Here is a 23,254-nt window from a genome sequence, read left to right on the forward strand (position 1 = left end):
CCGCCGAGATCGGCGGGCCTTTTTCAGTTCAGGGTTTGAAACACACACCCGTCCGAAATCAATTCGGGTGGAGTGGAGCACAGAGCCTTGGCGATCTGGAAGGCCGCAAGCACCTTGGGCACATAGTCCCGCGTCTCTGCGTAAGGTGGTACGCCGCCATGTTTGCGCACGGCCCCTTCGCCCGCGTTGTATCCAGCCAGCACCAGAATCGGATCATTGCCAAACTCTTCCATCAGCCAGTTCAGATATTTCACACCGCCCGAGATATTCTGAGAAGGCTGGAAACTGTCCTGCACCCCAAAGCGCTTGGCGGTGGCTGGCATCAATTGCATAAGCCCTTGCGCTCCGGCCGAGCTGACCGCATCCGCACGGCCCGCCGATTCCACCGAAATCACCGCCAGCACCAGAGCGGGCGAAACCTCTGTTCCAACCGTCGACCGCAGAATCTCGATCCCCTGTTGTTGCGCGATGTTTTGGAGCGTCTGCAGGCGTGGTGATGCCACATTGGTTGTGGCCAGCGCTTTTATGGCCTCGTTCAGCCTTCCTGCGCCCGAAGCTGAAAGCGCGGGCGAGATTTTGTCCCAAAAGGCCTTGTAGGACCCGACCGGCTTGTTCTGTGACCCTGCGCCCGGAGCGCTCGGGGGAACAACTGCTGTGCGCGTCACGGCTTCGGGTATGGAAATCTCAGCCCCGGTGCTGGGCGCATAGGGGGCTGCCGCATGTTCCTCGGGCGATATCTGAACAGTCACCTTGGGCCGTGTACCGGGCTTTGGTGCCTTCACTCTTTTGTATACGCCCCTGGGTTCAACCTCGGTTGCGGCGGCCGGCATTGGCGCTGACACCATTAACGCCAAGATGCCGGCGCAGGTCATTGCGTCCCGGAGTTTCATTTTGCCTGCCTCGTGCTTTTTGTTTTCAACAGTTTGAACCGCAAATCCCTTTGAAAAGCCAGAAAAACACGCCGAATTGGGGCAATTTCGCCTCATTTGCCGCAATTTTGCATCGGCGACAACACCGAGCGTCTTCCATTGTGAATTTTAAAATGTTTATTTTCAATACCTTAACCAAAAAACTACCAAAAAGTTAAGTCCGGAATGAAAAAATCGGGGTTTGGCCCAATTCCTGCCACGCCTAACAGGCAAACATAATGCCATACCGAGACGGTCGGGAGCGGACTGAGAGAGAAAGCTCTGTTAGACACCGAGGTTTAAGTGACTTTTTTGATCCTTTAGGAGGGACGTAACATGATCAAGTTCATCAAGAACTTCCGCAAAGACGAAGACGGCGCCGTAACTGTTGACTGGGTTGTTCTGACCGCCGCTGTCGTTGGTCTGGCCGCCGTGGCATACACCCAGATTGGCAACGGCACAAAGAAAATCTCTGACGCCGTAGGCTCGACCCTGAGCTCCTCGGCCTCGAACGTCGCCAGCGAAATTCCGCTGACCCCGAAGGGCAGCACCACCACCACCGGCGGCTAATAACACCGCAGTCTAACCCGAGAATTTCCGAAATGGGGCCTTGCCTGTTCAGGCATGGCCCCATTTCTTTTGCAGCAACTCCAAAACCGGCGCTTTCATGATGAACAGAATCAGAAAACTCATTAAGGACGAAGAAGGGGCGGTAACTGTTGACTGGGTCATATTGACCGCCGCGATCGTAGGCATCGGTGCCAGCGTTTACGCTTACTTTGGCCAGCCCGTCAAAGAACTGGATGCCAGATCCGGCGCAGCCTTGGGCACTGTCGATGTCGCTGACGAGATTAGCGTAAATTTCGATACGCCCGATTCCTGATCAGCGCGACCTTTGATTGTCTGAAAAACTACGGAGGCAAAATAATTCAAATATTGTCCCCTTTTTCGACACAATCTACCTTTATCCAAAACTGATCTTTGTCGTAGTTATTGCGGCGACCAAAACGAAATAGAAAAAAACGAGGGGACGCGAATGCGTTTGGTATTTGGACTTGTCCTGATTGCCGGGGTGGCTTTGGCCGGAGGCGCGGTCTACATGGCCCGCGACTACATTGCTCAGTACCAGGACCAGCTCGCCCGTGAACGCCAGGCCACACAGGATGCGCTGGCAAATGTCAAATCGGTGCCAACCGTCGGAGTCATCGTTTCCAATCGGGCCATGAAATACGGCGAGCCTCTGGCCATAGACGACGTCCGGATCGTGAACTGGCCCGAAGACGCGATTCCTGAAGGCAGCTTTGTGGACATGGCTGTTTTGTTCCCGGAAGACGCCAAAGGGGATCGATTCGTTCTTAGAGCGATGGAAAAGGACGAGGCGCTTATGCAAGTCAAGGTCACCAATCCCGGCCAGACAGCAGGCCTCATTTCCCGTATTGAAAAAGGTAAACGCGCATTTGCCATCCGCGTCGACGTTGCATCAGGCGTTTCCGGCTTTCTTCGCCCAGGCGACAGCGTGGATGTGTATTGGACCGGTTCTGTCAGTCGAGAATTCGAGGGCGGCGGCGGTGAAATCACCCGCCTGATCCAAACCAGCATCGAGCTGATAGCAGTGGACCAGATCGCCGGATCCGACCTGGCAGGCGCAACGATCGCACGTACCGTGACCGTTGCCGCGACCCCGGAACAGATCGCGGCATTGGCGCAAGCGCAAAACACTGGTCGCTTGTCTTTGGCTCTGGTTGGCGTGCAAGATGACACGGTTGCAACTGCGGTTGAAGTGGACCAGCGCAAATTGCTGAACCTCAAGGAAACGGCCCCTGCTCCGGTGCAGGTCGAAGAACGCAAGTGCTACACCAACATCCGGCGCGGCGCCGAAACTGTCCAGAGCGAGATCCCTTGCACAAACTGATGTTAAATCAGAGATTTACGACCTCAAGCCGCGCCATGTGCGCGGCTTGTTTCGTTTTGGATGTTGCCCATTGTCCACATAAGGAAAATTCCGGAAACCATTGATTATTGCAATAAATTCGTAATTCGCGCAGTGTTAATCTGCATAGGGCAATAGACCCAAAAAACGAGGCGTGATCGGAGAGGCAGGTCACATGAAAATACGTTCTTGGATCAGCGCGACCCTGCTGGGGTTGGCGCTAATAGTTGGTCCGGTCGGCCAAACGGCCTGGGCTGAAACATTGCGCGTGGTGAAGAATGGCACAGCGGAAACGCTGAACGTTCCGATGAACCGCGCGATTGTCGTGGAAAGCGAAGAACCGTTCGCCGAGCTCAGCATTGCCAATGCCGGCATCGCTGACATCTCGTCGCTTTCGGATCGCACAATTTATGTGTTGGGCAAGACACCGGGCCTGACCACGCTGACCCTGTTTGACGGCGCGGGCAACCTGCTGGCAAATGTTCGGGTCCGTGTTTCTCCGGATGTGTCCGAGTTCAAAGAGCGGCTGCGGCAGATCCTGCCGGCTGAGCCGATCGAGGTTCGGACCGCCAATGACGGCATCGTGTTGTCGGGTGTGGTTTCCAGCAGTGCGAAACTGGAGCGTGCACTGGAACTGGCCGAACGCTACGCGCCTGATCGGGTTTCGAATCTGATGTCGGTCGGTGGCGTACAGCAGGTGATGCTGAAAGTACGCTTTGCTGAAATGAACCGCTCGGTGGCCAAAAGCCTAACCGCCTCGCTTGGTTTTGGCGGCGGTGACGTGACTGGCGGTTTCAATACCCTGAACACCGCAGCTGCGCTGAACAATGCCTTGAACAACAACATCCCTCTGGTTCAGACCAATACAGGTGCCATCCTTTTCGGGTTTGGGGCCGGATCGACGCAGGTTCGCCTGCTGCTTGAGGCTCTGGAAGCCAAGGGGCTTGCCCGCAGCCTTGCAGAACCCAATCTTTCCGCCCTGTCGGGTCAGGAAGCGACCTTCCTTGCCGGTGGTGAAGTTCCCATTCCGGTGCCGCAGGAATTCGGCGTGATTGCCATTGAATACAAGTCGTTCGGTGTCGAGATCGACTTTATCCCGCGTGTTGTTGATGGCGATTTGATCAATCTTGAACTGGCAACTTCAGTCTCGAGCATAGACAACAACTCGAACTTCACAATTCAGGGCGATACGGTTCCCAGCTTTATCACCCGTCAAACCAGCACCACGATCGAGCTGCGCGACGGTGAGAGCTTTGCGATTGCCGGCCTGATTCAGGATGACTTCACGGACCTGAGCAGCCAGCTTCCATGGATCGGTGATGTTCCGGTTCTGGGTGCATTGTTCCGCAGCGCGGAATACCAGCGCCAGCAAAGTGAGCTGGTCATCATCATCACCGCGCATCTGGTATCCCCGACACGTGGCGAGGCACTGGCTTTGCCGACAGATCGGGTCAAGCCGCCCAGCGAGTTTGATCTGTTCGTGAACGGCCGAGTCGGTCGCACAACGCGCCCGGGTGCCGGCGCAGCCTCGGAAGTGGCCGAACAGGACTTTGGCAGCTCCTACGGCTACGTTCTGGATTGATAGGAGGATAGACCAATGCAGAAGTGGATCATCACACTGGGTCTTTCGGTCGCTGTCGCCGCATGTACGCGTGAGGCCGGTTACGAAGTCGACCAAGGCGCGTTCGGGAATGCGACGCTCAACAACCTCCAGGTCATGAATGGTGAGTTGACCTACGCACAGATTCTCGGTCAGCGATTCGCGGCCGAGGTTCCGACGCAGATCAACTTTGCCTTCGATAGTGCGCAGCTGGATGAAACGGCTCAGCGGATTCTGTTGCGGCAGGCCTCGTGGATCAAACAATTCCCCGAAGCACGGTTCCGCGTGTACGGCCATACCGACGCAGTTGGTTCGACGTCGTATAACAAAGCATTGGGCCAGCGGCGCGCCGATGCAGCCGTTGCGTTCCTGACGCGGCAGGGCATCTCGCGCTCCCGCCTTGAAGCCGTCGTGTCATTTGGCAAATCGCGACCTCTCATCGACACTCCGGACAGGGACCGCCGCAACCGCCGTACTGTGACCGAAGTGTCCGGCTTTGTGGATCGCAATCCGCTCATTTTGGACGGGAAGTACGCGGAAGTCATCTATCGCGAGTACGTTGCAAGCGCGACCTACGCAAGCCAACTGAGTAAAGACACTGCCCTAGGTGACACCAGCGAGTAACAATAAACCGGAACTGGGCGGCATCGTCGCCCAGTTCCCTACAATTGGTTCTTTTGCGCCCAAATCTTGCCTAAGTTCCAAGCCAAATTTTCAACAATTAGGTGACTTGCGGCCGATCCTGGCCGCACTGGGGCAAGAGCGAACCAGACGGGTCTTCAAGCCCACTGTGTTTGCCTGCTCCCGCGACGAGGATTGTGTTAATGACGAGCGCATCGCCACAAGACGATAAAAATGGCATTCTGGCCTGCACCATCAGCCGTGACGTCCAGAACTTCGACCTTTTGATTGAGGACATGGAAGCAGCACTGGGGGAACGCTGGGGCGACTTGGGCTTTGCCGAAGCTCTGGCCTTTTTCAGCCAACCTGACGCTGATTCTCTGGAGTTTGTCGCTCTGGCAATTGATGGCGAAGATGAAGACAACCTGTCGCTGATGGGCGAAATCATCACCCGCGCCAAGGAAAAGAAGATCAAGGTGGTTCTGATCGCCGAAGATGTCACACCGGCATCCCTGCATCAGCTGCTGCGCAAGGGTGCGGATGAGTTCGTCCCCTACCCCCTGCCCGAGGGCGAGCTGCAGGAAGCGATCGCCCGAATGAACCAACCCGATCCGGTTGTCGTTCACGAGACGGCATCGCCGTTGACCCAGGGCGAATCAAAAGAAGGCGCGCTGTTCGTCGTGCACGGTCTGGCCGGAGGCGTCGGTTCCACCACGATGGCGGTCAACCTGGCCTGGGAACTGGCCACTGTTTCCGACAAAGAAGAACCGTCGGTCTGTCTCCTCGATCTGGATCTGCAGTTTGGCACAGTATCCACCTATCTGGACCTGCCCCGCCGCGAAACCGTCTTTGAAATGCTGTCCGACACAGCCTCGATGGATGAGGAAGTGTTCGCTCAGGCGCTGCAAACCTACGAGGAAAAGCTTCAGGTCCTCACCGCGCCGTCAGACATGGTGCCGCTGGACCTGATCACCCCGGAAGATATCCAGCGGGTTATCGACACAGCCCGCCGCCACTTTGATTATGTGATCGTGGATATGCCATCGACGCTTGTTCACTGGTCGGAAACCGTTCTTCAGGCCGCACACGTGTATTTCGCGTTGATTGAACTGGATATGCGCTCTGCCCAGAACGCACTGCGTCTGAAACGCGCCCTTCAGGCTGAGGAATTGCCGTTCGAAAAACTGCGTTTCGCCCTTAACCGGGCTCCGAAATTCACCGATCTGAACGGCAAGAGCCGGGTAAAGCGGATGGGGGAAAGCCTAGGCATCTCTATCGATCTGCAACTGCCCGATGGTGGCAAGCCTGTCATGCAAAGCGGTGACCACGGACAACCGCTGGCTAATGCCGCTGCCAAGAACCCGCTGCGCCGCGAAATCGCGAAACTTGCGAAATCGCTTCACAGCCTGGGCAGCAACAACGCTGAAGCTGCATAACTCAGTTTGAAAGGGAACGAGCCGCCGTGTTTTCAAGATACAAGAAACAGCCCGAAGCGCAGCCGGTTCAAACCCCGGCCGCAACACCGGAACCGGCAGTTCAAAAAGCGCCTTCTGCCAATGCGGTCGCCCGGCGCCCCGTGCAGAAGAAAGCGGCCGAGCCTGTGGCGGCGGATCGTGATCGCAAACGCAAAGAGCGTCTTGGTGAAATCAAGATCGAATTGCACCGAGAATTGCTGGAAAACCTGAACCTCGCCGCGCTAGAAAATGCCGGTGAAGCGGAGTTGCGCGCAGAAATCAGCGCGATTGCCAGCGAAGTTCTGGAATCGCGCAATATCGTCCTGAACCGCGAGGATCGCACGCAGCTGAACAAAGAGCTGTATGACGAGGTAACGGGCCTGGGTCCGCTTGAGACCTTGCTGCAGGACGACACGGTCAACGATATTCTGGTCAACGGTCCACAACAGATCTTTGTGGAACGCGATGGCCGATTGGAAATCAGCGACATTACCTTCAAAGACGAAAAACACCTGATGCGGATCATCGACAAGATCGTGTCCGCTGTGGGTCGCCGCGTCGACGAATCCAACCCCTACGTTGACGCCCGTCTGGCTGATGGTTCACGTTTCAACGCGATGGTTCCGCCGATTGCGGTGGATGGCTCTCTGGTATCGATTCGTAAGTTCAAGAAAGACAAGCTGGGCATCGACGATCTGGTCAATTTCGGTGCGTTTACGGAAGAAATGGCCGCCTATCTTCAGGCGGCTGTGTCGACCCGCCTGAACATCATCGTTTCGGGTGGTACGGGTTCCGGTAAAACAACCACTTTGAACGCCCTGTCCAGCTTCATCGACGACGCCGAGCGCATCCTCACGATTGAGGACACGGCGGAACTTCAGCTGCAACAGACCCATGTGGGCCGGATGGAAAGCCGCCCGCCAAACGTCGAAGGCAAGGGTGAGGTCAGCCCCCGCGACTGTCTGAAAAACGCTCTGCGTATGCGTCCAGACCGCATCATCGTGGGTGAGACGCGTGGCGCCGAGGTGATCGACATGCTGCAGGCCATGAACACCGGCCACGACGGTTCGATGACCACGATCCACGCCAACTCGGCGCGCGATGGTATCTCTCGTCTGGAAAACATGATCGCGATGGCGGGCATTGAAATGCCGATCAAGGCCGTCCGCAGCCAGATATCAAGCGCTGTGAACCTGATCGTACAGGCCAGCCGTCTTCAGGACGGCTCGCGCCGGATGACCTCGATCACCGAGATCACGGGTATGGAAGGTGACGTGATCTCGATGCAGGAAATCTTCAAGTTCCAGCGCGTTGGCCTGACACCGGACAACAAGATCATCGGCCATTTCACGGCAACAGGCGTGCGCAGCCACTATTCCGAGCGCTTCCGCCTGTGGGGCTTTGATCTGCCCACTTCGATCTATGAACCCACGACTGTGTAGGAGACCTGGATATGCAACTGCCTGTTGAGGCTCTCATATATGTCGTGATCTTCATCGCGGTGTTCTTTCTGGTCGAAGGCATCTATCTGGTGGCCTTCGGGAAATCCATCAGTCTGAACAGCAAGGTCAACCGCCGTCTTGACATGCTCGACAAAGGTGTCGGGCGGGAACAGGTTCTGGAACAGCTGCGCAAGGAAATGCAGCAGCATATGAAGACGCAGAGCATCCCGCTCTATTCGCTGCTGGCCGACAAGGCGCAAAAGGCCGCGATCGCCTTCACCCCGCGACAACTAATCATGATCATGATCCTGCTGTCCGGCTTTGCCTTCGTAGGCCTGAGCATCGGCACCGCGACGGATATGGTTCTTCGGGTCGCTCTGTCGGTATTTATCGGGGTTGGAGGCGTTTACACCTGGGTAAACCGCAAGGCGAAAAAACGCATGTCCCTGATGGAAGAGCAACTGCCGGACGCGGTTGAACTGATGGTCCGTTCGCTGCGTGTGGGTAACCCGTTCATTTCATCCGTCCAGATCGTTGCGAGTGAGGTGCAGGATCCGTTGGGCACGGAGTTTGGCATCATTGCTGATGAATGCGCCTATGGCCGTGACGTAGGCGAGGCCCTGAAAGAAATGGCCCAGCGGCTGGGTATGCAGGACCTCAGCTTTTTGTCGGTGGCCGTCGGGATTCAGCAACAGTCGGGTGGCAACCTGGCCGAAATCCTGGCCGGTCTGGCCAAGGTGATCCGCGCCCGTTTCCGCCTGTTCCGCCGCGTCAAGGCGATCACTGCCGAGGCGCAATGGTCCGGCAAGTTTCTGTCCGGCTTCCCGGTCTTCTGCCTGCTGTTCATTCTGGTGAGCGACCCCGGATACTATGACGACGTGATCGATCACCCCCTGTTCATCCCTCTCTGTTTCTTTGTCGGCATCATGCTGACACTGAACCTGATCGTGATGCGCGTTCTTACCAATATTAAGGTCTGAGGGCATAGCAATGGAATTCCTGACCCCAATCAATGACCTGATCAAACAATATCTGGGCGAGTTCGGACCGCTGATCATTATCGGCGTTCTGGGGCTTGTCATGATCGTGATCGCCGTTTCTCTGATGCTGAACCAGCCAGAGGACCCGCTGAAAAAGCTGCAGAAATCAACCGCCGCCCCAAAGGCGGGAAAAAAGTCAAAAAAGGACAGGCTCCGCAACACCAGCCGCAACGAGCAGCTGCAGAAATTCGCCACCTTCCTTGAACCGCAGAACGAGGAAGAACTGTCGGCGATGCAGCTCAAGTTGCGTCAGGCCGGATATCACTCGAAAGATGCGGTGCGGTTCTTCCATTTTGCACAGTTTGCCCTGGGCATTGTTGGTATTTTGGTCGGTGTGATGTTGGTGACAGTACTGTCAGGCGGGCAGGAATTCACCGGAAGCCAGATGGCAATCCGCGTTCTGCTTCCAGCAGCCGCCGGGTATTTCCTGCCGCGCTATTGGATCACCCGGCGCGTCGAGGAACGGAAAGAGGCGATCACAGCAGGGTTCCCCGATACGCTTGACCTTATGCTGGTCTGCGTCGAGGCCGGTCAGTCTCTGGACCAAGCCATCGTGCGCGTCGCCCGCGAGATGAGCACCTCGTACCCGGAAATCGCACAGGAATTCGAGGTGGTCGCCCACGAAATGAAAGCCGGTAAGGACAAGGACACGGTGCTGCGCGATTTTGGAACCCGTTGCGGCGTTCAGGATGTCAGCTCATTTGTGACCGTCATGATCCAATCGGCAACTTTTGGTACGTCCATTGCCGAAGCACTGCGGGTTTATGCCAGCGAGATGCGTGACAAACGCGTGATGCGGGCCGAAGAGGCTGCGAACAAGTTGCCAACCAAGATGACACTTGCCACAATGATGCTGACGGTGCCGCCTTTGCTGGTCATTCTGGTCGGGCCTTCGGCAAAAGGAATCGCAGATTTTGCAAACGGTGGCGGCTGATAACAGCATGACATCCAGCTTCAGGCGTATCCGGTCCGGGATGCGCCACACATTTAGGGCCGCCATGGTGATCGCCATGGTGGCCTCTTGTACGGATATGGGCACGGGAAATGATCTAGATGCCCCGGGTATTGACCCAAATGGCCAGGGCGTGGACGAAATCACAGTTGGAAACCGGTTGATGGCTTCCGGAGAATACGAACTTGCGTTGGATTCCTTTACACGCGCCGCGCTGGATCAGGGGATGACAGCGCAGATATTGACCTCGATGGGAACTGCCAATCTGGGACTCATGCGCCTGGGGCAGGCCGAAGACCTGTTGCGCCGTGCCGTGAAAAAAGCCCCCGACTGGTCTGTTGCGTGGAATAATCTCGGCGTTTTGCTGGTCGAGACGGGTGAATACCCCGAGGCCGCACAAGTCTTCAAACGTGCCTATGCTCTGGACAATGGCGAAAGTGACGCAATCCGCGACAATCTTCGCTTAGCGCTCGCAAAAATGGAAAATCCTGTTAATAATACGGCGGAAGAACAAGAATATACGCTGGAGCGGCAAGGCGACGGGCAATACACGCTGCGCAAGCTCCCATAACACAGGCAAGAGCAGTAAGGGACGCAAAAATGCGCCGACATTTCTTGATTGCGCCAATGGCCATGTGCGGGTTGATTTTGTCTGCCTGTGAAAGGGAAACCGAGGAAGAAAAAGTCGAGCGCACCTATCAGGAAGTCAACGTCATTGACGAAACCAACCTGAGCGAGGTGCTTCTGACCGCGGCGGACCCGAATGAGGCAGTCACCTACTTCCAGGGCGCAGCAGCCAAAAACCCCGACAGGATCGACCTGCAGCGCGGATTGGCGATTTCTCTATCCCGCGCGAAACGCACGACAGAGGCTACCGCCGCCTGGAAAAAAGTGACGACCATGAAGGGCGCCGCGAATGTCGACAGGGTCGAATATGCCGACGCCCTTGTGCGTGCGGGTAACTGGAGCCAGGCCCGGACCGTTCTAGATTCCGTGCCGCCGACATATGAAACCTTCAAACGCTATCGCCTCGAGGCGGTGGTGGCGGACTCCAAGAAGGATTGGAAACGCGCCGATCATTTCTATGAAACCGCAGTCGGCCTGACCACGCGCCCCGGCGGGGTAATGAACAACTGGGGCTATTCCAAACTGACACGCGGCCAATATGCCGAAGCCGAACGCCTGTTCACCGAGGCGATCCAACAGGACAAGAGCCTGTTCACAGCTAAGAACAATCTGGTTCTGGCCCGGGCCGCACAGCGCAACTACAGTTTGCCGGTTGTCCCGATGACTCAGGTTGAGCGCGCCATGCTGTTGAACACAATGGGGATTTCAGCGGTTAAACAAGGGGATGTGGCCACGGCCAAGAACCTCTTCCGCGAAGCCATCGCCACGCACCCTCAGCATTATGACGAGGCCGTTCGCTCGCTCCGCGCGCTCGAGGATGCCTGATTGATGAACATTCCCGCGAATGCGGCGCTGTGGTTTCTGCCCTTCGTTCTACCGATCTGCCTCTACGTGACTTTCACAGACTTGAGCACCATGAAGATCCGGAATCAGGCGGTGTACGTGCTGTTTGCGGTGTTTGTCATTGGCGGCCTGTTCGTTCTGCCACCATGGTCGACCACGTGGTCAACTGCCACCTTGGGTCCATGGTCGATCTCGCTGCCCCCGTATATCTGGCATTTGCTGCATGTCGTACCGGCGCTGGCCATTGGCATCCTGTTCTACGTGTTGCGCCAACTGGGGGCTGGGGACGCCAAGTTTCTGGCCGCAGCCTCGCCCTTTGTCTGGCCCGGCGACTATTTCCTGGTGGTCCTTATTCTGACGACGATGAATGTGGCGGCTTTGGTCACACACCGGCTGGCGCGCTCCACGGCGCTGCGGAGCTTCGCACCGGATTGGAAAAGCTGGAGCAGGACCAAGCATATACCGATGGGCCTTTCTTTGGGCGGCAGCCTTGCCCTCTATCTGATTCTCGGCACTGTTTACGGCTCGTAAACTATCATTAAGCCGCCTTGTCCGTGCCTTGGTACTGACACAAAGCCGCGCCAGATTTTCCCCTAGCGGCCCTTTTCGGGGCCTTTGGCGCGAAAACTGGATAGACGGGCAACGCTCATGAATATGCAGACGACCTCGGTAATGGCCCCCCCTGCCCCCAAGGGTTTGGGCGAAATGAAGCTGCCCATCGTCATGATGCGCGACATCCTGTTGAAAACGATCTTCCGCAAAAATGTGGACACCGTTACCGAGATTTCCCAGGCAGTCTGTCTGCCAGGTTCCGTAACGCAGGAATTGATCGACATGGCCCGTGAGCAAAAGCTGATCGAAGCCACCGGTACCCTGAACGCCAACAGCGGTAACGAAATGGGCTATCAGTTGACCGATGCCGGCAAGGCCCGCGCATTGGACGCGCTAAGCCAGTCGGAATATTTCGGTGCCATGCCCGTGCCGCTGGGTGTCTATCGCGAACAGGTCAAGCGCCAGTCGATCCGCAACATTCAGGTGACCCGAGACCAGTTGACGGGCGCGATGGGCCATCTGGTTTTGCCTGACAGCCTGCTGGACCATCTCGGCCCCGCAGTCAGCGCTGGTCGCTCGATCCTTATGTATGGCCCACCGGGCAACGGGAAATCCTCGATCTCGAACGGGATCAAGGATGCGCTGGGGGATAATGTCTATGTGCCCTATGCCATCGAGTATGCCGGTCAGGTGATCACCGTCTATGACCCGATCGTGCATACCGCAGTCGAGCAGGAACCCGATGATCCCAACAGCCTGCGCCGCCGCAAGAGATTCGACACGCGCTATGTTCAGTGCGAACGCCCGACCGTTGTGACGGGTGGTGAACTGTCGTTGAGCATGCTGGATCTGGTCTACAACCCCACCGCGCGGACCTATCAGGCACCCTTGCAGCTGAAATCGACAGGCGGCATCTTCATCGTGGACGACCTTGGACGTCAGCAGGAACCGCCGCAGGCGCTGATCAACCGTTGGATTGTTCCCTTAGAAGAGAAAAAGGATATCCTCGGCCTGCAATCGGGTGAAAAGTTCGAGGTGCCCTTCGACACGCTGGTCATCTTCTCGACCAACTTCCACCCCAACGAAATCTTCGACCAAGCGGCCCTGCGTCGGATCTTCTTCAAGATCAAGATTGACGGTCCGAACCAAGAAAACTTCCTGAAAATCTTTGCCATGGTGGCCCGCAAACGCGGTATGCCGCTGGATGAGGCGGCTCTGGTGCATTTGCTGAAGGTCAAATACCCGACCATCAACAATATTTACGCGAACTATCAGCCGATCTTCTTGATCGACCAGATGATCTCAATCTGCGAGTTCGAGGGCATCCCTTATCAGATGAGCCCCGACCTGATCGATCGCGCCTGGGCCAACATGTTTGTCCGAGAAGAAAAGATCATTCACTGACCCCCTGCAATTCTGATCCCGGGCAGGTAATCATGCGACCATGACGCAGATTCCCGCCCGGATCACCGATTGGTTTGCCGCCAAGGGCTGGTCGATCCACCCCCATCAGCAAGACATGTTCGACCGGGCTTCGGATCCGGCCACCTTGCTGATTGCTCCGACTGGTGGCGGCAAAACCATGGCGGGGTTCTTGCCAACTTTGGCTGAATTGGCCGAGTCAGACCATGCGGGCCTGCACACCATCTATGTCTCCCCTCTAAAGGCATTGGCCGCTGATATCCGACGCAACCTGCGCGGCCCGGCGGATGAGATCGGCCTGCCCATCCGAATCGAAGATCGTACCGGAGATACCTCTGCCACGCAGAAGAAACGCCAGCGCGTAGACCCGCCGCATATCCTGCTGACCACGCCGGAGAGCCTGGCCCTGCTGACCTCGTATGAGGACGCGCCCCGGATATTTGCGGGCGTCCAGAGGGTGATTGTCGATGAAATCCACGCCTTGGCCGAAAGCAAACGCGGCGATCAGCTGATGCTGGCTTTGGCCCGGTTGCAATCTCTCTGCCCTGACCTGCGCCGTGTCGGGTTGTCGGCCACGGTTGAAGACCCCGACGCCATCGCGCGGTTCCTGGCCCGGCATCCCGACCCCTGCCAGATCGTTCAGGCTGACCCCGGCCCCGACCCCGACATTCAGATGCTGGAAACGCAGGAAATGCCCCCCTGGTCCGGCGGCGGGGCAGCTTATTCGATCCCGGCAGTGCTGGAACAGATCAAACAACACAAGACCACTCTGATCTTTCACAACACCCGCGCGCAGGCCGAGATTTTCTTTCACAACCTCTGGCTCGCCAACGAAGACGGCCTGCCCATCGGCATCCATCACGGCAGTCTGGATCGGCAACAGCGTGAACGGGTCGAAGCCGCCATGGTCCGCGGCGACTTGCGCGCCATCGTCTGCACCGGCTCTCTGGATCTGGGCATCGACTGGGGAGATGTCGATCTAGTGATCCAGATCGGGGCGCCGAAGAACGTCAAACGTTTGGTACAGCGGATCGGGCGGGCGAACCACCGCTACAACGCGCCCTCCAAGGCCTTGTTGGTGCCTGCAAACCGGTTCGAGGTGGTGGAATGCGTCGCCGCGCTCGAGGCCGCCAAGGCGCATGATCTGGACGGAGAGCCGCGCGGCCCAGGCCCCCGCGACGTGTTGTGTCAGCACATCCTGATCGCGGCGGCGACCGGGCCGTTTGATGCAGACGCCCTGTTCACTGAAATGACCGCTGCTGGTCCTTATGCGAACCTCACCCGCGCCGAGTTCGACGCCTGTCTGGAGTTCTGCGCCACCGGAGGCTACGCCCTGCGCGCTTATGACCGCTGGCAACGGTTGCAACAGCGCGCCGACGGCCGCTGGCAGCTACGCGATCCCCGCGCGGCGCAGCGCATTCGCATGAACCTTGGCACCATTCAGGACACGGACACGCTAAAGGTACGCCTAAAGCGCAATCGCGGGGGCAAACCTTTGGGCGAGGTGGAAGAAGCCTTTGCGGCCTCGCTCACCCAAGGTGACACGTTTCTGATCGGGGGGCAGATCGTTCGCTATGAAGGTCTGCGCGAAATGGTGGTCGAGGTCAGCCGCCGCGCGGACCGAAAGCCAAAGGTGGCTGTCTTCTCGGGCACGAAATTCGCCACCTCAACGCAGCTGAGCGACCGCATCCTGCGCATGTTCGCGCAACCCGACTGGCCGCAACTGCCCGCACACACAGCTGACTGGCTAGCCCTACAAAGGGAAATCTCCCGCCTGCCCCAACGCGATCGTCTGTTGATCGAGAGCTTTCCCAATGACGGTCGCGAAAACCTGTGCGTCTATGGCTTTGCCGGGCGCAACGCACAACAAACGCTGGGCCTGTTGCTGACCAAACGCATGGAGGAAACCGGGCTTGCTCCGCTGGGCTTTGTGGCCACCGACTATGCTACCCTGATTTGGGGGCTGGATGCGGTGACCGATCCGCGCCCGCTGTTTCAACTGGACGCCCTGCGCGATGGGCTTGAGACCTGGCTGGCCGGCAACGCAGTGATGAAACGGACCTTTCGAGCCTCGGCCACGATTGCCGGGCTGATCGAACGCAATACCGGCGGACAACGCAAAAGCGGGCGTCAGGCGACGTTTTCCTCAGATATCCTCTATGACACGTTGCTGAAATACGACCCCGACCATCTGCTGATGCAAATCACCCGAGAAGAGGCCATGCGTGGTCTGGTGGATTTCGGACGGATCGAAGCGATGGTAGACCGCATCGGCGACCGGATCGATCTGCTGCGGCTGGATCGTGTCTCACCGCTTGCAGCGCCGCTTTTTCTTGAAGTCGGCAAGGTTCCGGTCAAAGGCTCCGCCGAGGAACGCCTTTTGGCCGAAGAGAGCGCGCGGCTGTTGCAGGCCGCAGGGTTGGAGCCCGGCTGATACCACTTGCGCCTTGGATCGAAACACGCAAAGAACGTATCATGAACAGCATTACGTTTTCTTTTGCGGGGCAGGCCCTCAGCGCGCTGGGGTCCGGGGCGCTCTGGTGGCCCGAGCAGAACCTGCTCTGTGTCTCTGACCTACATCTGGGCAAGTCCGAGCGTATCGCCCGGCGCGGAGGCCCCACCCTACCTCCATATGACAGTCAGGACACGCTGACCCGTCTGACTGCCGACGTCACGCAAACAAACCCGGACACCGTGATCTGCCTAGGCGACAGCTTCGACGATCTGGATGCCTCGATGGCGATGGGGGCGGATGAGAAACGGGATATCACCGCCTTACAAGCAGGCCGCCGCTGGATCTGGATCGAAGGCAACCACGACCCCGGCCCGATTGATCTGGGCGGGACACACTTGTCTGAATGCAATATTGGCCCACTGATCTTTCGACATATCGCCCAGGCAGAGGCCCAAGCCGAAGTGTCCGGTCACTATCACCCGAAGGCCCGATTGCGGGTACGCGGACGCGCGATCACACGCCCTGCCTTTCTGGTCGATCAGACGCGGCTGATCCTGCCTGCCTACGGCACCTATACCGGAGGGCTGCACAGTTCGGATCACGCGTTGAACGCATTATTGGACGACCAGGCTATGGCCATCCTGATCGGACCTCAGCCGCAAATCATCCCCATGCCGAGGTGAACTGGCTCAGATGACGCCGTCCTTCTCAAGCATTGGTTTGTATTTTCGACTAACCGGAACCAAGTCACCGTTCTTCAGCCGCAAAAAGGTCTTACCACTCTGCCGCTCAACCCCAGCGATGGCCTCATCCACCACCCAGTGCGAGCGGTGCGTACAATGGCCCGGCACCGGCTCCATCTCGTCAATTGCATCACTAAAGCGGGACCGAATAGTGAAGGTTCCCTCAGATGTCACAACGTCAACAGCGTGATCCCGAACTGCCAGGCGGTAAATCTGGCCATGGAATGTAGCCGACAAGCGCTTTGCCAACCGCGGCGGCATGGGTTCCATCTCTTCCGGTGTCACTTCTGTCCGCCTGTGCCCGCGTACCAGTACCAACCCGGTGACAAACAGCGCCCCATAAGGGGTTACTGACAGGAACCCGGGGGCCTGTTGACCATTGAAGGTGATCAACAGGTAGGACAGCACCCAGAGGGCCGGGACAAAAAGCGCCAGATTGACCAGAACCAGCGCGGTATCGCGCCAGGAAAAATGAATTCCTGACAAACAGGTCCGCGTCACTTGCCTGGCGGTCCAGGTCACACAAAGAGCCAGCACCACGACCCCAACCCAAAACACCAGACGTTGAAAATAGGTCAAGTCAATGGCTGAGAAAGGCTGAAAAGCAGAGGCCAGCAAAGGCGGAAAGACAAGGACGGCGATCACTTTGCGCAACGTGGCCTCGGCCAGAATTGGGCTCAGTATTTTGTTCATACCTACTCAACAATAAGCCTACGGGTCCAGCGCAATCCCCAGAGACTCGCAATAACACAACGTAACCGGCTGGATTCACTTGTTTATCATTGAACCCGACACATTCAAACCCCGAGATTTAAAAACTTAACGCGAGGGTATTGAAACAATTGGGCCGAGGGGTGTTTCCACCCCTCGGCCCCAAATTGCTGGCAATGCGCAGAGGATCAGGCCGTCAGGCCCTCGGGCTCTGGCAGGCTGTTTGCGCGGCAGCAAGCCGTCAGCGTGTTGGCCAGCAGGCATGCAATGGTCATCGGACCAACGCCACCCGGAACCGGGGTGATCGCGCCTGCACGCTCGGCCGCGCTGGCGTAGTCAACGTCACCGACCAGTTTGTTCTTGCCGTCACGCTCGATACGGTTGATGCCCACGTCGATCACGGTGGCGCCTTCCTTGATCCAGTCACCCGGAACCATCTCCGGGCGGCCAACAGCGGCGACAACGATGTCAGCGCGGCGCACAACGTCCGGCAGGTCCTTGGTGCGCGAATGCGCGATGGTGACGGTGCAGCTGTCACCCAGCAGCAATTGCGCCATCGGCTTGCCCACGATGTTCGAACGGCCGATCACAACCGCGTCCATGCCCGATAGCGAGCCGTGGTGGTCGCGCAGCATCATCAGGCAGCCCAGCGGGGTGCAGGGCACCATCGATTTCTGACCGGTGCCCAGCAGGCCCACGTTCGAGATGTGGAAACCGTCGACATCCTTGGCCGGATCGATCGAGTTGATCACCAGATCTTCGTTCAGGTGCTTGGGCAGCGGCAACTGCACCAGGATACCATGCACAGCCGGATCATTGTTCAGCTTGTCAATCAGGGCCAACAGGTCTTCTTCAGACGTATCTGCATCCAGCTTGTGCTCGTACGAGTTCATGCCGACTTCGACGGTCATCTTACCCTTTGAACGGACATAGACTTGGCTGGCCGGGTCTTCACCCACCAAAACCACGGCCAGACCGGGCGTGATGCCGTTTTCCTCTTTCAGCTTTGCAACCTGATCGGCCACTTGCGCGCGCACCTTCGCCGCAAAGGCCTTACCGTCGATAACCTGGGCTACCATCCTATGATCCCTTCCTTCCAAAAACAAATCGGGCGCTGGGCGCCCGGGTGTTCAATCAGGGCCGAGCACACGTTCCTCACGTGCAATCGACCAGTCAATCAGAATGCGCCAAAGCTGCTCGGCAAGATCGGGGTCCATCCCTAGTTCACCGGAACTTGTGCGCACGCGCTGCACCACGTCTTCGACGCGCTCCGGGATGCGGGCCGGCAGGCCCTCGCCGGGTTTCAGCTGAGAGGCGCGGTCAATATAACCTGCGCGCGTCACCAACATCTCAATCAGTTGGCGATCCAGCTTGTCGATCTGAGCCCGCAATTCCTGCATCGATTTACAGTCTTGCGGTGGTGTCAGAGTGGGCATTGCGATCTCCTCATGGCCCGGGGATATCCCCGGACCACGAGATGTCCTATTCGGCGGCTTAGAACAAGCCCTCGATCTGGCCTTCTTCGTTGAGACGGATTGTCTCAGCCGCGGGTTTGCGGGGCAGACCGGGCATTGTCATGATCTCACCACAGACAACCACGATGAAACCAGCACCCGCGGACAGGCGAACTTCACGCACCGGAACCGAGTGGCCGGTGGGCGCGCCGCGCAGCGACGGATCGGTCGAGAACGAGTACTGGGTTTTCGCCATACAGACCGGCAGGTTGCCGTAGCCCGCTTCTTCCCACTCGCGCAGTTGGTTGCGGATTTTGTTGTCGGCCAAAACCTCGTCCGCGCGGTAGATGCGCTTGGCGATGGTTTCGATTTTCTCGAACAGCGGCATGTCGTCGGGGTAGATCGGCGAGAAATTCGCAGCACCGTTTTCGACGATTTCCACAACTTTCTCAGCCAGAGGCGCAGAGCCATCCGAACCCAATTCCCAGTGACGGGACAGGATCGCTTCGACACCGTGCTCGGCACAGTAGTCTTTGACCGCCTGAACTTCGTCATCGGTATCGGTTACGAAGTGGTTGATGGCGACAACAACCGGAACACCGAAGGACTTCACGTTCTCGATGTGACGGCCCAGGTTGGCGCAACCGTTGACAACGGCGTCGACGTTCTCGGCACCCAGATCGGCCTTGGCAACGCCGCCGTTCATTTTCATCGCGCGCACGGTGGCAACCAGAACAACTGCCGACGGTGCGATGCCTGCTTTGCGGCACTTGATGTTCATGAACTTCTCGGCACCAAGGTCGGCACCAAAACCGGCTTCGGTCACGACATAATCAGCGACTTTCAGAGCGGTCTTGGTCGCGATAACCGAGTTACAGCCATGCGCGATGTTCGCGAAGGGGCCGCCGTGGACGAAGGCTGGGTTGTTTTCCAGCGTCTGCACCAGGTTCGGCTGCATTGCGTCCTTCAGCAGAACGGTCATTGCGCCTTCGGCTTTGATGTCGCGGCAGTAAACCGGGGTTTTGTCGCGGCGGTAAGCAACGATGATGTCGCCCAGACGCTTTTCCAGGTCTTTCAGGTCGTTCGCCAGGCAGAGGATCGCCATAACTTCGGACGCAACAGTGATGTCAAAGCCTGCTTCACGCGGGAAGCCGTTCGACACGCCGCCCAGCGAGGCGGTGATGGTGCGCAGTGCGCGGTCGTTCATATCGACCACACGACGCCATGCAACGCGGCGCACGTCGATTTCGGCTTCGTTGCCCCAGTAGATGTGGTTGTCGATCATAGCCGACAGCAGCGAGTGGGCCGACGTGATGGCGTGGAAGTCGCCGGTGAAGTGCAGGTTCATTTCTTCCATCGGAACAACCTGCGCGTAACCGCCACCTGCAGCGCCGCCCTTCATGCCGAAGTTCGGGCCAAGCGAGGCTTCGCGGATACAGATCATCGCGTTCTTGCCGATGCGGTTCAGGCCATCGCCCAGACCAACGGTGGTGGTGGTTTTACCTTCACCCGCTGGGGTCGGGTTGATCGCGGTGACCAGGATCAGCTTGCCGTCTTCACGGTCCTGAACCGAGTTGATGAAGTTCTGGCTGACTTTTGCTTTGTCGTGGCCATAGGGCAGCAGATCGGCGGAATCGATGCCGATCTTGGCACCGATTTCCTGAATCGGCTTCTTGTTCGCTTCGCGGGCGATTTCGATGTCGGATTTATAGCTCATTGGGCAGGGTCCCTGATTGAATGCCGTGCAAAACCGACGCGATGCGTCGGCGCTGCGCAACCCATACCGTTGTGTACCAATCGGATGGTTGTGGATTCCGACATAATTGTGCTGCGAAACGGCGTAGCGTCATTTCATCAGTTTCAGATCGGAAACAATCACCGTTTATGGTGCCCACGCCCTCTGATCCGGCACAAAAAGGGTCATCCGGTCGCCCAGTTTCAACTCACCCGGCCGTTCAACCCATGCTGTGACACCGCGCCGCCCCTGTGCCGCCGGTTTGAATGCGGCACCATGCCCGGGCAGATCCGCTTCGATTTCACGACCGGGGATCACGCAGGGGCGGTTTTCCATATCAACGGTGATGGTGACGCCGTTCGCGACCTGCAGCCGCGAAGAGGGTGGGATGTGGGTAAAGTCGGGAATACCCCGCAACACGATGCTGGCACCCAGAAAGGACGGGTCCAGTCGCTGCAGCTCCATCTCTTTCGCCGTCGCCTCGATCTCTTCCGCGGACAGCACCGACAGTTGACGGACATTGCGGATTTCCGTGCCCTGCGGGTACAGGTTCTTCATCCGTACGCACGAAGCCCGGTTCACCCCTTCATGCCGCGCGCCCCGATCCCCGGCAAAGCCAAGCTCCAGCGCATTGGCCGCGTTGGCCCTGATCGAGCCGCCCGCAGGCACATGGCCCAACCAGACCACTTCGCCCTGATATTCAGTCTCGCGCATCACCGGCATTGGTGCCCCTTTCCCTGACGTTCCTTCGCCCGGCAATAGAGGGCAGTCGATCCGGATTGGAAAGAAAAAAGACCCGGGACAATGCCCGGGTCTGATGTCGTTATGCCGAAGGTTCCGGCTCCATCCCGCCATCGGGCGGAGATTTCTTGACTTTGGTCTTCGGAATCGCGGTCACGCTGGGCGCGTTGCCTTCATCCGGCTTGTCGCCCTCGTCATCACCCTCGCTGGGCGATTCCCCGTTCATGACGCGCTTGATCTCGTCTCCGGTCAGGGTCTCATATTCCAGCAGGCCTTGGGCCAGACGTTCCCATTCTTCGTTCTTTTCGGTCAGAATTTCGTGGGCACGTTCGTAGCCTTGTTGGATCAGGCGCTTCACCTCTTCCTCAATCAGCTCTTTGGTATGAGCTGAGACCGAGAAACCGGCGGTGTTGCCCTGATAGCCTTCGTGGGCTTCGGCATAGTCGATGTTGCCGACCTTGTCCGACATACCCCAGCGCATAACCATAGCCCGCGCCAACTGGCTAGCCTGCATGATGTCGCCAGCGGGGCCGTTCGAGACATGATCTTCGCCGTACTTGATGACCTCAGCAGCCTTGCCCGCCATGGTCATGGCCAGCTTCTGCTCACACTCATCACGGTGATAGTTCAGGCGGTCCATTTCCGGCAGCGACACAACCATACCCAGCGCACCACCGCGCGGAATGATCGTCGCCTTATAGACCGGATCGCACAGCGGCAGTTCCAGACCAACCACAGCGTGACCGGCCTCGTGATACGCAGTCTTTTCCTTCTGGTCCTGGGTCAGCACCATCGAGCGGCGCTCGGCCCCCATCATCACTTTGTCCTTGGCGTTCTCGAAGTCTTCCATGGTGACAAAGCGACGGCCCACACGAGCAGCCATCAGCGCAGCCTCGTTCACGAGGTTGGCCAGATCCGCGCCCGAGAAGCCCGGCGTACCGCGCGCAATGATGCGCAGATCGACATCGGGGCCCAGAGGCGTCTTGCGCGCATGCACACCCAGAATCTTCTCACGGCCTTTGATATCGGGGTTGCCGACAGTGACTTGACGGTCAAACCGGCCCGGACGCAGCAGCGCGGGGTCCAGAACGTCCTTACGGTTGGTCGCGGCCAGAATGATCACACCTTCGTTGGCCTCAAACCCGTCCATCTCGACCAGCAACTGGTTGAGAGTCTGTTCGCGCTCGTCGTTACCACCGCCGTAACCGGCACCACGATGGCGACCCACGGCGTCGATCTCGTCGATGAAGACGATACAAGGCGCGTTCTTCTTGGCTTGTTCGAACATGTCGCGCACACGGGACGCACCCACGCCCACGAACATCTCAACGAAGTCCGAACCCGAGATGGTGAAGAACGGCACGCCCGCCTCACCCGCAATCGCACGGGCCAGCAGCGTTTTACCGGTACCCGGAGGGCCAACCAGCAGCGCACCTTTGGGGATTTTGCCACCCAAGCGCGAGAATTTCTGCGGGTTGCGCAGGAATTCGACGATCTCTTCCAGCTCTTCCTTGGCCTCGTCGATGCCCGCGACGTCGTCAAAGGTCACGCGGCCATGCTTTTCGGTCAGCATCTTGGCCTTGGACTTGCCAAAGCCCATCGCGCCGCCTTTTCCGCCGCCCTGCATCCGGTTCATGAAATAAATCCACACACCGATCAGCAGCAGGAAGGGCAGCAACGTGATCAGGAAGGACTGGAACCCGGATTGCTGCTGTTTCACCGCCTGAACGGGGATATTTTCCCTGATCAGCAACTGGGTGACCTCGGCATCGCCGGGCTTGATGGTGACATAGTTTGCGCCGCTTTGGGTGGTATAGCGAATCTGCTCACCATCCAGCGTCACATTCTTGACTTCGCCGCCTTCAACTGCGGTGACAAAGTCGGAATAGGTTTTTTCATTGCTCTGAAGTGTTCCGCCCTGACCGCTGAAGAAATTGAACAGTGCAAGGATCAGCAGAAACAGAACGACCCAGAAGGCGATGTTACGAGCGTTGCCCAAGGAAAATCTCCCAAAAGATTTCGGC

At 57.9% G+C, this 23,254-nt stretch carries 22 protein-coding genes; 15 read left to right on the forward strand and 7 right to left on the reverse strand.

Translation table 11 applies throughout. The annotated features are described in order from the left end of the window. Positions 1–23: 23 nt before the first annotated feature. Positions 24–890, reverse strand: a complete 867-nt coding sequence (locus ACR0KW_RS07200; RefSeq protein ID WP_480804382.1) for a lytic transglycosylase domain-containing protein — start codon at positions 888–890, stop codon at positions 24–26. A gap of 354 nt (positions 891–1,244) precedes the next feature. On the opposite strand from ACR0KW_RS07200, the gene ACR0KW_RS07205 reads away from it, so the two are divergent. The 15 genes from ACR0KW_RS07205 to pdeM all read left to right on the forward strand — a co-directional run bounded on the left by ACR0KW_RS07205 (position 1,245) and on the right by pdeM (position 16,529). Then, complete coding sequence (locus tag ACR0KW_RS07205) at positions 1,245–1,478, forward strand: Flp family type IVb pilin (protein ID WP_480804383.1); 234 nt, start codon at positions 1,245–1,247, stop codon at positions 1,476–1,478. Between the two features lie 100 nt (positions 1,479–1,578). Beyond that, on the forward strand, positions 1,579–1,791 hold the full coding sequence (locus tag ACR0KW_RS07210; RefSeq protein ID WP_480804384.1) for a Flp family type IVb pilin: 213 nt from the start codon (positions 1,579–1,581) through the stop codon (positions 1,789–1,791). A gap of 153 nt (positions 1,792–1,944) precedes the next feature. Beyond that, positions 1,945–2,820: a Flp pilus assembly protein CpaB gene (gene cpaB, locus ACR0KW_RS07215; RefSeq protein ID WP_480804385.1), complete on the forward strand. Its 876-nt coding sequence runs from the start codon at positions 1,945–1,947 to the stop codon at positions 2,818–2,820. Between the two features lie 193 nt (positions 2,821–3,013). Next, positions 3,014–4,420, forward strand: a complete 1,407-nt coding sequence (locus ACR0KW_RS07220) for a type II and III secretion system protein family protein (RefSeq protein ID WP_480804386.1) — start codon at positions 3,014–3,016, stop codon at positions 4,418–4,420. Between the two features lie 15 nt (positions 4,421–4,435). Further along, on the forward strand, positions 4,436–5,062 hold the full coding sequence (locus ACR0KW_RS07225; protein WP_480804387.1) for an OmpA family protein: 627 nt from the start codon (positions 4,436–4,438) through the stop codon (positions 5,060–5,062). Positions 5,063–5,262: 200 nt separating this feature from the next. Beyond that, a complete protein-coding gene (locus tag ACR0KW_RS07230; protein ID WP_480804388.1) occupies positions 5,263–6,495 on the forward strand; it encodes a CpaE/TadZ family protein in 1,233 nt (410 codons plus the stop codon). Positions 6,496–6,521: 26 nt separating this feature from the next. Beyond that, positions 6,522–7,955, forward strand: a complete 1,434-nt coding sequence (locus ACR0KW_RS07235) for a TadA family conjugal transfer-associated ATPase (protein ID WP_480804389.1) — start codon at positions 6,522–6,524, stop codon at positions 7,953–7,955. Between the two features lie 11 nt (positions 7,956–7,966). Next, complete coding sequence (locus ACR0KW_RS07240; protein ID WP_480804390.1) at positions 7,967–8,935, forward strand: type II secretion system F family protein; 969 nt, start codon at positions 7,967–7,969, stop codon at positions 8,933–8,935. Between the two features lie 10 nt (positions 8,936–8,945). Next, positions 8,946–9,929, forward strand: a complete 984-nt coding sequence (locus ACR0KW_RS07245) for a type II secretion system F family protein (RefSeq protein WP_480804391.1) — start codon at positions 8,946–8,948, stop codon at positions 9,927–9,929. Between the two features lie 64 nt (positions 9,930–9,993). Further along, complete coding sequence (locus ACR0KW_RS07250; RefSeq protein WP_480804392.1) at positions 9,994–10,518, forward strand: tetratricopeptide repeat protein; 525 nt, start codon at positions 9,994–9,996, stop codon at positions 10,516–10,518. A gap of 29 nt (positions 10,519–10,547) precedes the next feature. Beyond that, positions 10,548–11,399: a tetratricopeptide repeat protein gene (locus tag ACR0KW_RS07255; protein WP_480804393.1), complete on the forward strand. Its 852-nt coding sequence runs from the start codon at positions 10,548–10,550 to the stop codon at positions 11,397–11,399. A 3-nt stretch (positions 11,400–11,402) separates the two neighbouring features. Further along, entirely contained in the window at positions 11,403–11,948 is a 546-nt protein-coding gene (locus tag ACR0KW_RS07260) for a prepilin peptidase (RefSeq protein WP_480804721.1), read from the forward strand. Between the two features lie 117 nt (positions 11,949–12,065). Continuing rightward, positions 12,066–13,373, forward strand: coding sequence for an ATPase (locus ACR0KW_RS07265; RefSeq protein WP_480804394.1), 1,308 nt, complete (start codon positions 12,066–12,068; stop codon positions 13,371–13,373). Positions 13,374–13,413: 40 nt separating this feature from the next. Further along, a complete protein-coding gene (locus tag ACR0KW_RS07270) occupies positions 13,414–15,825 on the forward strand; it encodes a ligase-associated DNA damage response DEXH box helicase (RefSeq protein ID WP_480804395.1) in 2,412 nt (803 codons plus the stop codon). A gap of 41 nt (positions 15,826–15,866) precedes the next feature. Continuing rightward, positions 15,867–16,529 (forward strand): ligase-associated DNA damage response endonuclease PdeM, encoded by a 663-nt coding sequence (gene pdeM, locus ACR0KW_RS07275; protein ID WP_480804396.1) that lies wholly within the window; start codon positions 15,867–15,869, stop codon positions 16,527–16,529. 6 nt (positions 16,530–16,535) lie between these two features. Here the strand turns inward: pdeM and ACR0KW_RS07280 are convergent, their stop codons facing one another. The 6 genes from ACR0KW_RS07280 to ftsH form a co-directional block, all read right to left on the reverse strand. Then, positions 16,536–17,282, reverse strand: a complete 747-nt coding sequence (locus ACR0KW_RS07280; RefSeq protein ID WP_480804397.1) for a LytTR family DNA-binding domain-containing protein — start codon at positions 17,280–17,282, stop codon at positions 16,536–16,538. Between the two features lie 206 nt (positions 17,283–17,488). Beyond that, positions 17,489–18,379, reverse strand: a complete 891-nt coding sequence (gene folD / locus ACR0KW_RS07285; protein WP_480804398.1) for a bifunctional methylenetetrahydrofolate dehydrogenase/methenyltetrahydrofolate cyclohydrolase FolD — start codon at positions 18,377–18,379, stop codon at positions 17,489–17,491. A gap of 51 nt (positions 18,380–18,430) precedes the next feature. Beyond that, complete coding sequence (locus tag ACR0KW_RS07290; RefSeq protein WP_170326905.1) at positions 18,431–18,736, reverse strand: chorismate mutase; 306 nt, start codon at positions 18,734–18,736, stop codon at positions 18,431–18,433. Between the two features lie 58 nt (positions 18,737–18,794). Next, positions 18,795–20,471, reverse strand: a complete 1,677-nt coding sequence (locus tag ACR0KW_RS07295) for a formate--tetrahydrofolate ligase (RefSeq protein ID WP_480804399.1) — start codon at positions 20,469–20,471, stop codon at positions 18,795–18,797. Positions 20,472–20,636: 165 nt separating this feature from the next. Continuing rightward, the gene (locus ACR0KW_RS07300; protein WP_480804400.1) at positions 20,637–21,212 is read right to left on the reverse strand and encodes an MOSC domain-containing protein; all 576 of its coding nucleotides are present in this window, start codon (positions 21,210–21,212) and stop codon (positions 20,637–20,639) included. Positions 21,213–21,312: 100 nt separating this feature from the next. Beyond that, a complete protein-coding gene (ftsH, locus tag ACR0KW_RS07305; protein WP_170326908.1) occupies positions 21,313–23,229 on the reverse strand; it encodes an ATP-dependent zinc metalloprotease FtsH in 1,917 nt (638 codons plus the stop codon). Positions 23,230–23,254: the final 25 nt, after the last annotated feature.

Source organism: Ruegeria sp. CG11, assembly GCF_056537245.1.

What these genes read in the sequence shown, in the direction of transcription:
- ACR0KW_RS07200 (WP_480804382.1), bottom strand. Translation starts at nt 890, where the DNA reads ATGAAACTCCGGGACGCAATGACCTGCGCCGGCATCTTGGCGTTAATG.
- ACR0KW_RS07205 (WP_480804383.1), top strand. Translation starts at nt 1,245, where the DNA reads ATGATCAAGTTCATCAAGAACTTCCGCAAAGACGAAGACGGCGCCGTA.
- ACR0KW_RS07210 (WP_480804384.1), top strand. Translation starts at nt 1,579, where the DNA reads ATGAACAGAATCAGAAAACTCATTAAGGACGAAGAAGGGGCGGTAACT.
- cpaB (WP_480804385.1), top strand. Translation starts at nt 1,945, where the DNA reads ATGCGTTTGGTATTTGGACTTGTCCTGATTGCCGGGGTGGCTTTGGCC.
- ACR0KW_RS07220 (WP_480804386.1), top strand. Translation starts at nt 3,014, where the DNA reads ATGAAAATACGTTCTTGGATCAGCGCGACCCTGCTGGGGTTGGCGCTA.
- ACR0KW_RS07225 (WP_480804387.1), top strand. Translation starts at nt 4,436, where the DNA reads ATGCAGAAGTGGATCATCACACTGGGTCTTTCGGTCGCTGTCGCCGCA.
- ACR0KW_RS07230 (WP_480804388.1), top strand. Translation starts at nt 5,263, where the DNA reads ATGACGAGCGCATCGCCACAAGACGATAAAAATGGCATTCTGGCCTGC.
- ACR0KW_RS07240 (WP_480804390.1), top strand. Translation starts at nt 7,967, where the DNA reads ATGCAACTGCCTGTTGAGGCTCTCATATATGTCGTGATCTTCATCGCG.
- ACR0KW_RS07245 (WP_480804391.1), top strand. Translation starts at nt 8,946, where the DNA reads ATGGAATTCCTGACCCCAATCAATGACCTGATCAAACAATATCTGGGC.
- ACR0KW_RS07250 (WP_480804392.1), top strand. Translation starts at nt 9,994, where the DNA reads ATGGTGATCGCCATGGTGGCCTCTTGTACGGATATGGGCACGGGAAAT.
- ACR0KW_RS07255 (WP_480804393.1), top strand. Translation starts at nt 10,548, where the DNA reads ATGCGCCGACATTTCTTGATTGCGCCAATGGCCATGTGCGGGTTGATT.
- ACR0KW_RS07260 (WP_480804721.1), top strand. Translation starts at nt 11,403, where the DNA reads ATGAACATTCCCGCGAATGCGGCGCTGTGGTTTCTGCCCTTCGTTCTA.
- ACR0KW_RS07265 (WP_480804394.1), top strand. Translation starts at nt 12,066, where the DNA reads ATGAATATGCAGACGACCTCGGTAATGGCCCCCCCTGCCCCCAAGGGT.
- ACR0KW_RS07270 (WP_480804395.1), top strand. Translation starts at nt 13,414, where the DNA reads ATGACGCAGATTCCCGCCCGGATCACCGATTGGTTTGCCGCCAAGGGC.
- pdeM (WP_480804396.1), top strand. Translation starts at nt 15,867, where the DNA reads ATGAACAGCATTACGTTTTCTTTTGCGGGGCAGGCCCTCAGCGCGCTG.
- ACR0KW_RS07280 (WP_480804397.1), bottom strand. Translation starts at nt 17,282, where the DNA reads ATGAACAAAATACTGAGCCCAATTCTGGCCGAGGCCACGTTGCGCAAA.
- folD (WP_480804398.1), bottom strand. Translation starts at nt 18,379, where the DNA reads ATGGTAGCCCAGGTTATCGACGGTAAGGCCTTTGCGGCGAAGGTGCGC.
- ACR0KW_RS07290 (WP_170326905.1), bottom strand. Translation starts at nt 18,736, where the DNA reads ATGCCCACTCTGACACCACCGCAAGACTGTAAATCGATGCAGGAATTG.
- ACR0KW_RS07295 (WP_480804399.1), bottom strand. Translation starts at nt 20,471, where the DNA reads ATGAGCTATAAATCCGACATCGAAATCGCCCGCGAAGCGAACAAGAAG.
- ACR0KW_RS07300 (WP_480804400.1), bottom strand. Translation starts at nt 21,212, where the DNA reads ATGCCGGTGATGCGCGAGACTGAATATCAGGGCGAAGTGGTCTGGTTG.